The 14365-nt window shown below is 27.9% G+C and carries 13 protein-coding genes; 10 read left to right on the forward strand and 3 right to left on the reverse strand.

The genetic code is table 11. From position 1 onward, the window contains the following. Window positions 1-339: 339 nt before the first annotated feature. The 7 genes from BUA77_RS04385 to BUA77_RS04415 all read left to right on the forward strand — a co-directional run bounded on the left by BUA77_RS04385 (window position 340) and on the right by BUA77_RS04415 (window position 8422). Complete coding sequence (locus tag BUA77_RS04385) at window positions 340-1965, forward strand: peptide ABC transporter substrate-binding protein (protein WP_072887689.1); 1626 nt, start codon at window positions 340-342, stop codon at window positions 1963-1965. 58 nt (window positions 1966-2023) lie between these two features. Beyond that, the gene (locus BUA77_RS04390; RefSeq protein ID WP_072887691.1) at window positions 2024-2611 is read left to right on the forward strand and encodes a hypothetical protein; all 588 of its coding nucleotides are present in this window, start codon (window positions 2024-2026) and stop codon (window positions 2609-2611) included. Window positions 2612-2725: 114 nt separating this feature from the next. Then, window positions 2726-3712, forward strand: a complete 987-nt coding sequence (locus BUA77_RS04395; RefSeq protein WP_072887694.1) for an AIR synthase family protein — start codon at window positions 2726-2728, stop codon at window positions 3710-3712. Window positions 3713-3817: 105 nt separating this feature from the next. Continuing rightward, window positions 3818-5860: an N-acetylmuramoyl-L-alanine amidase gene (locus BUA77_RS04400; protein WP_072887696.1), complete on the forward strand. Its 2043-nt coding sequence runs from the start codon at window positions 3818-3820 to the stop codon at window positions 5858-5860. A 197-nt stretch (window positions 5861-6057) separates the two neighbouring features. Continuing rightward, a complete protein-coding gene (gene rph / locus BUA77_RS04405; protein ID WP_072887699.1) occupies window positions 6058-7407 on the forward strand; it encodes a ribonuclease PH in 1350 nt (449 codons plus the stop codon). Window positions 7408-7409: 2 nt separating this feature from the next. Next, complete coding sequence (locus tag BUA77_RS04410; RefSeq protein WP_072887702.1) at window positions 7410-7880, forward strand: metallophosphoesterase family protein; 471 nt, start codon at window positions 7410-7412, stop codon at window positions 7878-7880. Window positions 7881-7891: 11 nt separating this feature from the next. Further along, on the forward strand, window positions 7892-8422 hold the full coding sequence (locus BUA77_RS04415; RefSeq protein ID WP_072887704.1) for a DUF2179 domain-containing protein: 531 nt from the start codon (window positions 7892-7894) through the stop codon (window positions 8420-8422). A gap of 23 nt (window positions 8423-8445) precedes the next feature. Here the strand turns inward: BUA77_RS04415 and BUA77_RS04420 are convergent, their stop codons facing one another. Continuing rightward, window positions 8446-9714 carry an ArsB/NhaD family transporter gene (locus BUA77_RS04420; RefSeq protein ID WP_143151297.1) on the reverse strand — a complete coding sequence of 423 codons (1269 nt, stop codon included), beginning with the start codon at window positions 9712-9714 and terminating at the stop codon, window positions 8446-8448. A gap of 211 nt (window positions 9715-9925) precedes the next feature. Between BUA77_RS04420 and tig the strand changes: the two genes are divergently transcribed. The 3 genes from tig to clpX all read left to right on the forward strand — a co-directional run bounded on the left by tig (window position 9926) and on the right by clpX (window position 13148). Next, window positions 9926-11212, forward strand: a complete 1287-nt coding sequence (gene tig / locus BUA77_RS04425) for a trigger factor (protein ID WP_072887709.1) — start codon at window positions 9926-9928, stop codon at window positions 11210-11212. Between the two features lie 68 nt (window positions 11213-11280). Further along, the gene (gene clpP, locus BUA77_RS04430) at window positions 11281-11865 is read left to right on the forward strand and encodes an ATP-dependent Clp endopeptidase proteolytic subunit ClpP (RefSeq protein WP_072887711.1); all 585 of its coding nucleotides are present in this window, start codon (window positions 11281-11283) and stop codon (window positions 11863-11865) included. Window positions 11866-11888: 23 nt separating this feature from the next. After that, the gene (gene clpX, locus BUA77_RS04435) at window positions 11889-13148 is read left to right on the forward strand and encodes an ATP-dependent Clp protease ATP-binding subunit ClpX (protein WP_072887714.1); all 1260 of its coding nucleotides are present in this window, start codon (window positions 11889-11891) and stop codon (window positions 13146-13148) included. Window positions 13149-13157: 9 nt separating this feature from the next. Here clpX and BUA77_RS04440 read toward each other — a convergent pair whose 3' ends face one another. Both BUA77_RS04440 and BUA77_RS04445 read right to left on the reverse strand, forming a co-directional pair. Continuing rightward, window positions 13158-13694 (reverse strand): chromate transporter, encoded by a 537-nt coding sequence (locus tag BUA77_RS04440; RefSeq protein ID WP_072887716.1) that lies wholly within the window; start codon window positions 13692-13694, stop codon window positions 13158-13160. Continuing rightward, window positions 13679-14194 (reverse strand): chromate transporter, encoded by a 516-nt coding sequence (locus BUA77_RS04445; RefSeq protein ID WP_072887718.1) that lies wholly within the window; start codon window positions 14192-14194, stop codon window positions 13679-13681. The genes BUA77_RS04440 and BUA77_RS04445 overlap by 16 nt, the downstream gene beginning before the upstream one ends. Window positions 14195-14365 lie beyond the last annotated feature (171 nt).

The raw sequence follows: 14365 nt of genomic DNA on the forward strand, positions 1-14365 counted from the left end.
TTTTACGTCCAAAATTAGAATAATATTTTTGATAAAAAGAAAGTGGGATGAAATCACTAATATCAAAAAAATGATTTAACATAGAAAGTAAATTGTATTGATTTTGATTAAAAAACTTTTCAAAATCAGAAGAAATATTAGAAAAGTTTAATTGTTTAGCTTGAACTGGCATAAGTTTTTCCTCCTTTTTTCATTTTGAGTTATACACATCTAGTTAATGTATATATACCCAAAATGGGGGAAACTTAGCCATTTCTATAAATTTAAATGTAGTATTTATGCGAGTTGTAGAGTTCTGCAACGAGCTAAATATAAGAAAATAAAGGAGGGAATTTTTTAATGAGAAAATTATTATCACTATTATTGGCATTATCATTAGTGTTAGTTTCATTAGTTGGATGTACTAAAGAAACTAAAGAAGAAGCAGGAGGAGAAGCTGCTGGAAAAATGATAGTAAGACACAATACAGCTGCTGACCCAGAAACAATAGACCCAGCTTTAAATGCATCAGTAGATGGAGCTACTATATTAGTTAATGCATTCGAAGGACTTATGAGACTTGATGAAAATGATAAAGCTATTCCTGGAGTAGCAGAAAAATATGAAGTATCAGAAGATGGACTTACTTATACATTCCATTTAAGAGATTCTAAGTGGTCAGACGGACAGCCAGTAAAGGCACAAGATTTTGAATATGCTTGGAAAAGAGCTTTAGATGCTAAAACTGCAGCTGATTATGCTTATCAAATGTATTACTTAAAAAATGGTGAAAAATATAATAAGGGAGAAGCGAGTGCTGATGAAGTAGGAGTAAAAGCAATAGATGATAAAACTTTAGAAGTTACTCTTGAAGCTCCAACTCCATATTTCTTAGAGCTTACTGCATTCCCAACATATTTTCCAGTTAGAAAAGATATTGTTGAGAAAGATCCTGAGGGATGGGCTTTAAATCCTGAAACTCATATTTCAAATGGACCATTCAAAGTTGTTAAGTGGGATCACAATAATGTATTAGCACTTGAAAAGAATGAAAATTACTACGATAAAGATAGAGTAAAACTTGACGGTATAGAATTTTATATGATGACAGAAGCTTCAACTGCTCTTTCTGCATTTGAATCAGGAGAAGTTGATTATATAGAAGATATGCCTACTGAAGAAATACCAAGACTTAAAGCTGAAAGTGATGAATTTAAGATATTCCCACAACTTGGAACATACTTCTATGTATTTAATACTACTAAAGAACCAGTTAATGATCCTAAAGTTAGAAAGGCATTAGCACTTGCTATAGATAGAAAAGCTATAGTTGAAGTTATAGCAAAAGCAGGACAACAACCAGCTTTAACATTTGTTGCTCCAGGAATAAAAGAGCCAGATGGAAAAGAATTCTATGAAAAAGCTAATGATTATGGTTTAAAAGAAACAGCTCAAGTTGATGAAGCTAAAAAATTATTAGCCGAAGCTGGATACCCAGATGGTAAGGGCTTCCCGGAATTAACAGTTATATACAATACTTCTGAAGGGCATAAGGCAATAGCAGAAGCTATTCAAGAAATGTGGAATAAAAACCTAGGTATAAAAGTAAATCTTCAGAATCAAGAATGGAAAGTATTCCAACAAACTAGAGATAGTGGAGATTTCGTTATAGCTAGACATGGATGGTTAGGAGATTACACAGATCCAATGACATTCTTAGATATGTGGTATTCAACAAGTGGAAATAATAATGCTCACTGGAAAAATAAAGAATTTGATAAACTAATAAATGAAGCAAAAACTGCTACTGATGAAAAAGCAAGATTTGAATTTATGCATAAAGCAGAAGATTTAATGATGGAAGATATGATAGTAATGCCAATTTACTATTATACTAATCCAGAAATGATTAAATCTTATGTAAAAGATGTAAGAGTATCTCCATTAGGATTCGTTTATTATGACGAAGCGTATATAGAAAAATAAAATAGGAAAAAATAAAGAAGGCTAAAAGCCTTCTTTATTTTTTTGAAAGGAGATAACTATGAAATTTTTATTTGATGACTATACTAAAACAAAAAGAGTCTATCATATAGTAGCTTTAAGAGATTTGGATTATGTACTCAAAAATGGAATATATTATAATGATAAAATTACATATAACACTAAATATAAAGGATTTCATGATTATATAGATGATTTTAGAAGAAATAACATACCAAATTGGGTAGAAAGAAGAAAATCTATATTTGCAAGCTTAAACTTTAAAGAAAAGCATTACTTTCACTCACATAGTGCAGTTCTTTCGGTAAAAATTAATGAAGATATGTGCTGGATTGCAAATGAAAATTTAGCAAATAAAATTTATGAGCCTTTTGCCTTGAAAGAAACAAAAGGATTTGAGTTTTGTAGTGAGTTTTTACATAATAAAGGAAAAGATATACTAAAAGAATACTGGAATTCTTCTTTGAGCTTTAAAGATAATTTAAAAATAAGAAAAGATTTAGAAGATGGATATGATGCTGAAATATTAATTTGTCATCATATACCTAAAGAAGATATAGAGGTTTTATATATTTGTTCAGATCATGAAAGAATGAATATAGAAGAATTTAAAAAACAATTTTCATAAATTTTTTAAGTCCCAAGATTATAATTAAAAGTAATCTTGGGACTTTTTTGTATAAAATTACAGCAATTATAGTGATATAATATTTATGTTAGTAATTTTATAGGGGGTAATCAAATGAAAATAGGAAAATTAACAACAGATCAACTTAAAAATCTAGTTTTTTCTACATTAAATAAAAAAAGAGAAGAAGTTTTGATTAAACCTAACATAGGAGAAGACTGTGCTATTGTAGATTTTGGAGAAAATGTATGTGTAATGAGTACGGATCCTATAACTGGAACAGCTGAAGAAATAGGAAAGCTTGCTGTTCATATAACTTGTAACGATATAGCATCAAGTGGAGTTGCTCCTATTGGTATTATGCTTACTATAATGGCTCCAGAAGGGACAAAAGAAGAAGATATAAGGAAAATAATGAAAGATGCATCTAAAGAAGCTGATAAGTTAAATGTGGATATAATAGGAGGGCATACAGAAATAACAAATGCAGTAAATAGAATAGTTATATCATCAACAGGAATAGGAAAACAACTAAAAAAAGATATATTATATAAAGATATTCCTAAAAGTGGCGATTTTATCATACTTACAAAAGGTGCAGGAATTGAAGGTACAGGAATTATCTCCTTTGAAAAAGAGGATGAGTTAAAGGATATATACGGCGAAAAAATAGTTAATGAAGGGAAATCCTTACTTGATAAAATAAGCGTTGTAAAAGAAGGTATTATAGCAGGTAAAGTAGGGGTAAGTTGTATGCATGATGTGACTGAAGGTGGAATATTAGGAGCAGTTTGGGAAATGTGTGATCTTTATAATATAGGATGCACTATATATGAAGATAAAATAAAAATAAATAATAGTACAAAAGTTATATGTGATTACTTTAATATAAATCCATTAAGGCTTATATCTAGTGGTTCTATGATAATTGGAGTTGATAAAAATAAATTAGATAAACTAATAAATGAATTTGAAAAAGAAAATATAGAATTTTGTATTATAGGAGAATTTAACAGTGATAACAAAAAGGTTCTTCTAAGGAATGGAATTGAAGAAGAAATAGTTCCTCCAGAAAGTGATGAACTATATAAAGTCATTTAATATTACAATTAATTTACAAACTTTGAGTAAAGTTGACACTGTATTTTTAAAAATGATATCCTTAGAATAAGATGTTGTAAAATGGCTTAAATAGGAGGAGTTTACATGAAAAGATTGAGTTATGTATTTGCTTTTTTAATAGTAATATTTTCATTAGTTTTTAGTACAAGTTTTGCAGATGAAAAAGTAATAGAAGAAAGTTTTGTTCTAGATGGTAAAAATGTTAAATTACCTATTACGAAAGTAAAGCTTGATGGTGTAGAACTTAAAGGTGATGTTCCTCCTGTTATATTAAATGATAGAACTTTAGTTCCAGTAAGGCTTATATCAGAAAATTTAGGTGCAAAAGTAACTTGGGATTCGAAAGAATACAAGGTACATATTAATAAAGATAATAAAGAGATAGTATTAAAAATAGATAGCTATAAGGCTGATGTTGATGGAAAGGAATATATACTTCCTGATAAGGTTCCTGCAAAATTAGTTAGTGATAGAACTATGGTTCCTGTAAGGTTTGTTTCTGAACAATTAGGAGTAAATGTAGATTGGGATAGTGTAAATAGAGTTGTAATCCTTGAAAATAAAAAGGAAGAAGAAAATTATATTAGCTTAGAAGATGTTGAAATAAAAAGTGATGAAATTAAACTAATATTAAGTGATAAAGCATCATATAAGGATATACTTCTTGTAAATCCAGATAGATTAGTAATAGATCTGGAAAACACTAAAATGAATACTTTAAAAGATAAATATGAAGGATTAGGGGCTTTAATAAGTGGAGTAAGAGTTTCTCAATTTGAAGAAAATCCTTTAGTTGCTAGAGTTGTAGTAGATACTAAATATTCTCCAAAATACGATATTACTCAAAATGATAATGAAATTATAATTAAGTTTGATGTAGCTGATAATTTTGCTAATTTTGAATTTAAAAAAACTGATGATAAAGAAAGCTTTATTATTGAAAGAGATATAAAATCTGAATACAAAAGTTTTTATTTAAAAAATCCAAATAGACTTGTTGTAGATTTATATTATACTACATTAGAAATAGAAAATGATGATGAGTTAATAGAAGAAGAAATAAATAAAGATTATATAAACGGTTATAAAGCTTATTATTATAAAGAAGAGGAAAGAACTAGATTAGTTTTAAATTTAAATAGTGATATAAGTATAGATGAATATGAGAAAAATGTTAAATTTTTAGAAGAAGAAAATGATATAAAAATACTGTTTAATTTTTTTAATATAGAAAATGAAAATTTGAAATATGAATTTAAAAATAATAGTTCTATTTTGACAATTATTCAAGATTCTGATAAAGAAGCTGAAGATATAGATTATGATGATTGGTCTAATAAAATAAAGGTTAAGATTAAAAATAGATATGTAGACTTAGATGATGAAGAGGTAAAAATAGATGATGAGTATGTGGAAAAAATAGAGGTAGATAAAAGTTCTAAATACACATATATTGATATAAAGCTTAAAAATAATGTTTTATTCAATATATTAAAACGTGGAGAAGATAAAATTATAGAGATTAAGCTTTATAAGCAAGGACAAATTAATAATGGAAAGCGCCTAGTTGTAATAGATCCAGGCCATGGTGGAAGTGATCCAGGCGCTATATCTCCTATAGATAAAACTAAAGAAAAAGATTTAACCTTAGAAATATCAAAAAAGCTTAATGAAAAACTTAAAGAAAATGGATATGATACAGTAATGACAAGAGATAAAGATACGTATCCTGCTTTAAGAGAAAGAACAGATTTAGCAAATGAAGTTGAAGGAAATATTTTTGTAAGTATACACATAAATGCGGTTGATAATACGGCTATACATGGAATACAAACATTATACTATCCTAATGATGGAGAGTATGCAAATGGAAGAGATAATGAAACCTTTGCTAAAATTATACAAGAAGAATTATTAAAATCAACAAATGCTGTTGATAGGAAAAAAGTTAAAAGACCAAATCTAGTTGTAATTAAATACACCAAAATGCCAGCTGTTTTGATTGAATGTGGATTTTTAACTAATAATGATGAATTAAAATTAATGAAATCACCAGAATATCAGGATAAATTAGTAGAAGGTATATACAATGGGATAGAAAGATATTTTGAAGAAAAGGGAGAGTAAAAATACTCTTCCTTTTCTTATAACGAATAGGAAATTATATTCCTATTTAAATTGTCGATAAATATAAATTCCGTTATGAGTTTCAAAAAAGTCTACATTTAAAATCTTTAGAATGAAGACTTTCTTATTGCAAAAAACTTTGTTCATAATATGGTACCTATTGTATAATAATAAAGTATAGTTATTATATAGAAAGGATGATATTTTTGGATAGACTAGGTGGTAGAAAAAACAATGAAATTAGAGATATAAAAATAACAAGGAATTATACTAAATATGCAGAAGGATCTGTTTTAATAGAAATGGGAGAAACTAAAGTATTATGTAATGCATCTATTGAAGATAGAGTTCCTCCTTTTTTGAAAAATAGTGGAACAGGATGGATTACAGCAGAATATTCTATGCTTCCAAGATCTACTCATCAAAGAAAAGTAAGAGAATCTTCAAGAGGAAAAGTTGATGGAAGAACACAGGAAATTCAAAGGCTTATAGGTAGAGCGCTAAGATCTGTAATAGATCTTAAAGCGTTAGGAGAGAGAACTATATGGATAGATTGTGATGTTATTCAAGCAGATGGTGGAACTAGAACTGCTTCAATAACTGGTGCTTTTGTTGCCATGGCAGATGCTTTATATAAACTATATAAACAAAAGCTTATAAAGAAAATGCCTATAAAATCCTTTATATCTGCTGTAAGCGTAGGAATAGTAAATGGTGAGAATATACTTGATCTTTGCTATGAAGAAGATTCAAATGCACAAGTAGATATGAATATAGTTATGACAGATAAGGGAGAATTTGTAGAAGTTCAAGGAACAGGAGAAGAGTTTCCTTTTAAAAAAGATCAGCTTTATAAGCTTTTAGATATTGGAGAAATCGGGAATAAAATGTTGATAGATGCTCAAAAAAAAGCTTTAGGTCAAATTTCAGATTTGATACTTGGAACAAAAACAGAAGTAGTTATTGCCACTTCAAATTCTCATAAGCTTGAAGAAATAGGAAGCATTTTAAAGGATTTTAATGTAGAAATATTATCTATGAAGGATGTGAATCTTCAGGGTCTTGAAATAGAGGAAAATGGAACTACATTTGAAGAAAATGCTTTAATTAAAGCAAGAGAAGTAGCAAAGAGAACTGGAAAAATAACAATAGCAGATGATTCAGGTCTTATGGTAGATGCAATAGGAGGAAAGCCAGGTATATATTCGTCTAGATTTGCAGGTGAAAATGCTACAGATAAAGAAAATAATGAAAAGCTTTTAAAAATGCTAAGTAATGTTAATATGAGTAAAAGAAGTGCTAGATTTGTTTCTTCTATTGCGGTTGTATTTCCAAATAATGAAGAGTTTACAGTAAGAGGAACTGTTGAAGGAAAAATAGGATTTGAAGAAGTAGGAAATAATGGTTTTGGATACGACCCATTATTTATAGTAAATAGATATAATAAAACATTTGGAGAACTTCCAAGTGATGTTAAGAATAAAATAAGTCATAGATCAGAAGCTTTAGAAAAAATGAAAGAGGAGTTTGAAAAGAGGTTTAAATAAATATGAAAATAGGAGTTATAGGTGATACACATAGAAACTATAAATACATAGATAAAGCTATAGATTATTTAAAGGAATGTGATTTAATACTTCATACTGGAGATAACTTTTTTGATTCTAGGTATATTTATAAGTTAACAGGAATAAATACTATAGGTGTTAAGGGAAATTGTGATTTTGAAGATGTAGAAGATGAAATAGTATTTGAAATTGAAAATTTTAATATATTTTTATGCCATGGACATAAATATGATGTTAAATATGGAATAAGAAGTATAAAAAGAAGAGCTTTGGAACTAGGTGCAGATATAGTTATATTTGGGCATACACATACACCACTTAATTTAACAGAGAATGATATACTTTTCTTAAACCCAGGAAGTATATCACTTCCTAGAGGAACAACTAAAAGGAGTTTTTCTATTATAAATATTGAGGATAAAACTATTAATGTTGAATATATTTATTTATAAGGAGAATTGATATGAGTTATATATGGGGGTATCTTTTTATATTTGTTGCAAGATGTACAGATGTATCTATGGCAACCATTAGAACTATAATGGTTGTAAGAGGAAGAAAGTTTGTAGCGGCAATGATTGGGTTTATAGAGATAATAATATATATACTAGCTATAAATAAAGTTTTAAGTGGAATGGATAATATAGGGAATATACTTTCTTATGCTTTTGGATTTGCAGCAGGAAACTATGTAGGCATATTAATAGAGGAAAAAATGGCAATAGGAACTTTAGTTGCACAAATTATTACTAAAAAAGATATAGAAGGATTTTCAAGCTATTTAAGAGAGAAAAACTTTGGAGTAACAGTTACAGAAGGAAGTGGAAAAGAAGGTAAAATACATATATTAAATGTAGTGCTAAATAGAAAAGACTTTCCTAATTTTGAGGCTTGTGTAGATAAATATGACAAAGATGCTTTTATAACCATAACAGATGCTAGAAATATAAAAGGTGGATATTTTAGAAAACGTAGATTAGTAAAGAAAAAATGACCTGATTTTAGGTCATTTTTTCTCTATATATAAAAAATCATAAGATAAATTGTACTTAAAATAATAGATAAAATCATCAAAGGAAATCCAACTTTAAAATATTCTATAAAGGATAATTCGTGATTATTTTTTTTGAGTATTCCTGCTACTATAACATTTGCTGATGCACCTATTAAACTGCCGTTTCCTCCAAGACAAGCTCCAAGGGATAGTGCCCACCAAAGAGGCATTACATTAATATCAGAAAGAAGAGATATTCTTTCAATTAAAGGAATCATAGTAGCAACAAATGGGATATTATCTAAAAATGAAGAGAGTATAGCTGCTGTCCAAATAAGTACAATAGATGCTAAAAATAAATTATCACTAGCAAAAGAAACTATAATTTCTGCAATATGATTTATAACTCCTACCTTTTCAAGTCCACCGACAAGTATGAATAAGAACATGAAGAAAAATATAGTAGTCCATTCAATTGAATGAAGAACCTCTTCTACATTAGCTTTACTTATTACCATCATTATAGAAGCTCCTATTAGTGCCACTGAAGATGATTCAAAGCCTACATATTGATGAGTCATAAGTCCAATTACAACTAAGGATAATATACTTAAACATTTTATTAAAAGATTTTTGTCTTTTAATGCAAGTTTTTCATCAAATTCAAATATTTTTTTCTTTACATCTTCATCTACAATTAATTGATTTTTATACATAAATTTAAACAAATATACTGTAATTATTAATATTATAAGAGATATAGGGCCTGTATTTAGTATAAAATCTAAAAAACCAATATTTGCAGCACTTCCAATCATTATATTTGGAGGGTCACCAATAAGTGTTGCAGTACCTCCAATGTTAGAAGAAAGTATTTGGGGAACTAAAAAAGGTATTGGATTTAATTTTAAAGTATCTGTTATAACAAGTGTAACAGGAGCTATTAAAAGTACAGTGGTGACGTTATCTAGAAAAGCAGAAAGAATTGCTGTTATAAAACAGAAAATAATCATTATTTTTAAAGGATCCCCCTTTGAAATTTTAGCAGATTTTATAGCTATATACTGAAATAATCCCGTAGTTTTTAATATATTTACTATAATCATCATACCAACCAATAATCCAATAGTATTAAAATCAATAAAATGAAGTGCTTCTTCTTCTGTTAAGATTCCGAATAAAAGTAAAAATGATGCACCTAAAAATGATATAGCTGTTCTATCTATTTTTTCTGAAATAATAAAAATATATGTTGATATAAATATAATTGAGGCTATAATGATTTCAAACATAAATTCATCAGCTCCTTTATAAATAAAATATGCTTTAAATTCTTAATATTTACAATTATAAATAAATTATTCTAAAATGTAAATACTTAATATATTAACTATTTTTTTAAATAAATGAAAAAATCAACTCTCTTGTAAATAAAAAATGTTATATGTTATAATAAAATGGTTATAAAAGAAAATAATGAAAGTTACATAGGAGGAATAGAAAATGAATTCAGAATTAATCAAAAAAGAAAACAATGAAGTTACTTTAAAAATAACTATAAGCAGTGAAGAATTTGAAAAGGCAGTTAACAAAGCATATGATAAATTAAAAGGAAAGTTTAACATTCCTGGATTTAGAAAAGGAAAAGCTCCAAAAAAACTAATAGAAGCTCAATATGGTAAGGGAGTATTTTATGATGAAGCTATAAATATAGTATTCCCAGAAGCTTATACAAAAGCTGTAGATGAAAATAACTTAGAGCCAGTAGACAGACCAGAACTTGATATAGAAGAAATAGGAAATGGAAAAGACTTAATTCTTTCTGTTAAAGTTACTGTAAAACCTGAAGTGAAATTAGGAGAATATAAAGGTATAGAAGTTGAAAAAATTGAATATACTGTAAAAGAAGAAGATGTAGAAGCTAGACTTGAAGAAATGAGAAATCAAAATGCTAGATTAATAACTGTTGAAGATAGAGCAGTTCAAGATAAAGATACAGTTATAATAGATTTTGAAGGATTCGTAGATGGAGAAGCTTTTGAAGGTGGAAAAGGAGAAAATTATAGTCTAGTTATAGGTTCAGGAACATTTATACCAGGATTTGAAGACCAATTAATAGGAGCAAACATTGGAGATGAAGTAAAAGTAAATGTAACTTTCCCAGAACAGTATCATGCAGAAAATCTAGCAGGAAAGCCAGCTGTATTTGAAGTAAAAGTAAAAGAAATAAAAGTAAAAGAAATGCCAGAGCTTGATGATGAATTTGCAAAAGATGTAAGTGAATTTGATACATTAGAAGAATTAAAAAATGATATAAAAAATAAATTAGAGGAAACTGCAAAAAATAGAGAAGAAGCTGAACTTAGAAATAAAGTTGTAGAAAAAGCAACTGAAGTTTGTGAAGTTGAAATACCAGAAGTTATGATAGAAAATCAAATAAACAATATGCTTAGAGATTTTGATCAACAATTACAAATGCAAGGATTAAATCTTCAAAGTTATATACAATATACAGGAATGAAAATGGAAGATTTAAAATCTCAAATGAGAGAAGAGGCTCAAAATAGAGTAAAAACATCTTTAGTACTTGAGGCTATTTCAGCAGAAGAAAAAATAGAAGTTTCTGATGAAGAATTAAATAAAGAAATGGAAGAAATGGCTAATATGTACAAAATGGAATTGGATAAGTTCAAAGCAACTATAAGAGAAGAAGACATGGACTATTTTAAAGAAAATGTAGCTGTTAAAAAGACAATAGACATGTTAGTAGAAAATGCTAAAATAGCTTAATTTTGCAGTAGCCTAATTTTAGGCTACTGTATCTATATACAGGATTTATAAAAAAGGAGGGGTATTTTATGGCATTAGTACCTGTAGTAGTAGAACAAACAGGAAGAGGAGAAAGATCTTACGACATATATTCTAGACTTTTAAAGGATAGAATAATATTTTTAGGAGATGAAGTAAATGATACTACAGCAAGTCTTGTTGTAGCACAGCTTTTATTTTTGGAGTCAGAAGATCCTGATAAGGATATATATTTATACATAAATTCACCAGGAGGAAGTATTACTGCTGGAATGGCAATTTATGATACAATGCAGTATATAAAACCTGATGTGTGTACAATTTGTATAGGAATGGCAGCTTCTATGGGAGCATTTTTATTAAATGCTGGAGCAAAAGGCAAAAGATATGCTCTTCCAAACAGTGAAATAATGATACATCAACCATTAGGTGGAACAAGAGGTCAGGCTACAGATATACAAATACACGCCGAAAGAATTATAAAAATGAAGGAAAAACTAAATAAAATTTTATCAGAAAGAACTGGACAGCCGCTTGAAAAAATAAAAGCAGATACAGAAAGAGATTATTTCATGGCTGCAAATGAAGCTAAAGAATATGGAATAATTGATGAAGTTATAAGTAAAAGACCATAGCCTAAATTAAGAGAGGTGTAAAAATGTCAAAATTCGAAGATAAAAAACATCTAAAATGTTCTTTTTGTGGAAAAAATCAAGAGCAAGTTAAAAGACTTATAGCAGGGCCAAATGTATACATTTGTGATGAATGTGTAGAGCTTTGTGATGAAATAATAAAAGAGGAATTTGAAGAGTCTTTTGAAAATGATGCAAGTAATCTTCCTAAACCTAAGGAAATTAAAGAAGTTTTAGATGAGTATGTAATTGGTCAACAAGAAGCTAAAAAAGCTTTATCTGTTGCAGTATATAATCACTATAAAAGGATATATACATCTAATAAAAAAAGTAAAGATGTTGAAATTCAAAAAAGTAATATATTAATGCTTGGACCTACTGGTTCTGGTAAAACACTGCTTGCTCAAACTCTTGCTAAAATACTTAATGTTCCTTTTGCCATGGCAGATGCTACTTCATTAACAGAAGCAGGTTATGTTGGAGAAGATGTAGAGAATATTCTTCTTAAACTAATCCAAGCTGCTGATTATGATGTAGAAAGAGCAGAAAAAGGGATAATATATATAGATGAGATAGATAAAATAGCTAGAAAATCAGATAATCCATCTATAACAAGAGACGTTAGTGGAGAAGGAGTTCAGCAAGCACTTCTTAAAATATTAGAAGGAACTACTGCTAATGTACCTCCTCAAGGAGGTAGAAAGCATCCTCATCAAGAGTTTTTACAAATAGACACTACTAATATATTATTTATTGTAGGTGGAGCTTTTGATGGAATAGATAAAATAATCAAGAAAAGAACTGGTCAAAAAACCTTAGGCTTTGGTGCTAAAATAGAAAGTAAAAAAGAAACAGATATAGGGAAATTATATAAAGAGGTTCAACCAGAGGACTTACTGAAGTTTGGTATTATACCAGAATTTATAGGTAGGGTTCCTGTTGTTGTAACTTTAGATTTATTAGATGAAAATGCCTTAGTTACAATATTAAAAGAGCCTAAAAATGCTCTTACGAAACAATACTCGAAGCTATTTGAAATGGATAATGTAGACCTTGAATTTGGAGAAGATGCACTAAAAGCGATAGCTAAAAAAGCAATAGAAAGAAATACAGGAGCAAGAGGTCTTAGAAGTATATTGGAGAAATCTATGATGGATATTATGTTTGAAATACCATCTAGAGAAGATATCCAAAAAGTAATTATAACTGAGGAAACTATAATAGATAATAAAGAACCTCTAGTTATATTTGAAAATGACAATAAAAAACCAGAAGAAAGTGCATAAAAAGGGGCTTTATGCCCCTTTTAAAATTGTTCCAATTAACCCAAATCCTATTATTATAATTATTGGATGAATTTTTTTTGAATTTAACAAAGCAAAGGATAATAAAAAAATAATAAAAGAATATAGATCAAATATACTTTTGTTGAATGTAGAATAAGCTGATGATAATATAAATCCTATAGTTATAGGTCTTAAATATTTAAGAACCTTTAATAAATATTTATTATTCTTGTATTTTTCAAGAGCAGGAGATACTATATTCATAGAAATAGTTGAAAAGGTTATTACACCAAGTGTTGCAAAAATACTTCCTAAAATATAATAATATTTATAGCCTATAAATGTAGCACTGTTTATTGCAATAGGCCCAGGAGAAGCTTGAGAAATAGCAAGTACATCTAAAAATTCTTTATAAGTAAGCCAGCCTTTAGATTTAATTATTTCTCTCTCGATAAAGGGTAGCATAGCATATCCACCACCAAAACTAAAAGCTCCTATTTTAAAAAATGCTATAAAAATTTTAAATAAATCTAAGATTTTATACATAATCCTATAATTCCTCCAATTAATATTATATATATGGGATTAACTGAAAAAAAAGTAACTAAAATAAAAGAAGTAATAAAAAATATTATATATATTTTACTTTTATCCATATTTTTAAACATACGAAAAAAAGAATATAAAAGAAGAGATACAACTACAGGTCTTACTCCATAAAAAAATCCTTCTATATAATTTGAATTTTTACTTATATTGTATAGATAGGCTAGTAACAATATAGATAAAAATGATGGAAGTATTACTCCTAAAAGACATATTAAGCTTCCTAGGATTTTATAAAATCTATATCCTAAAAGTAGGGCTATATTAACTGCTATAGCACCAGGAAAACTTTGAGCTATTGATACATAGTCTAAAAAATCATCTTCACTTAAAAGCTCTTGCTTATTTACAATCTCTTCTTCAATTAGAGGAATCATAGCATATCCTCCTCCAAAGGTAACTGAACCTATTTTTAAAAATGTTAAGAATAGTTTAAACATAAATACCTCCTATAAATTATAAAACTATTATAACATCAAAAAAGAAATAAAACTCTATAATTTAGATTATATTGAAAATTTTTTATGGGAAATATATAATAGTATAGACATTTATTTAAATAACTATAAATTTCCTATTAATTAAAAAACTATAAAAAGCTTTAAAATAAA

The organism is Tepidibacter formicigenes DSM 15518 (assembly GCF_900142235.1).
Classification (GTDB): Bacteria; Bacillota; Clostridia; order Peptostreptococcales; family Peptostreptococcaceae; genus Tepidibacter; species Tepidibacter formicigenes.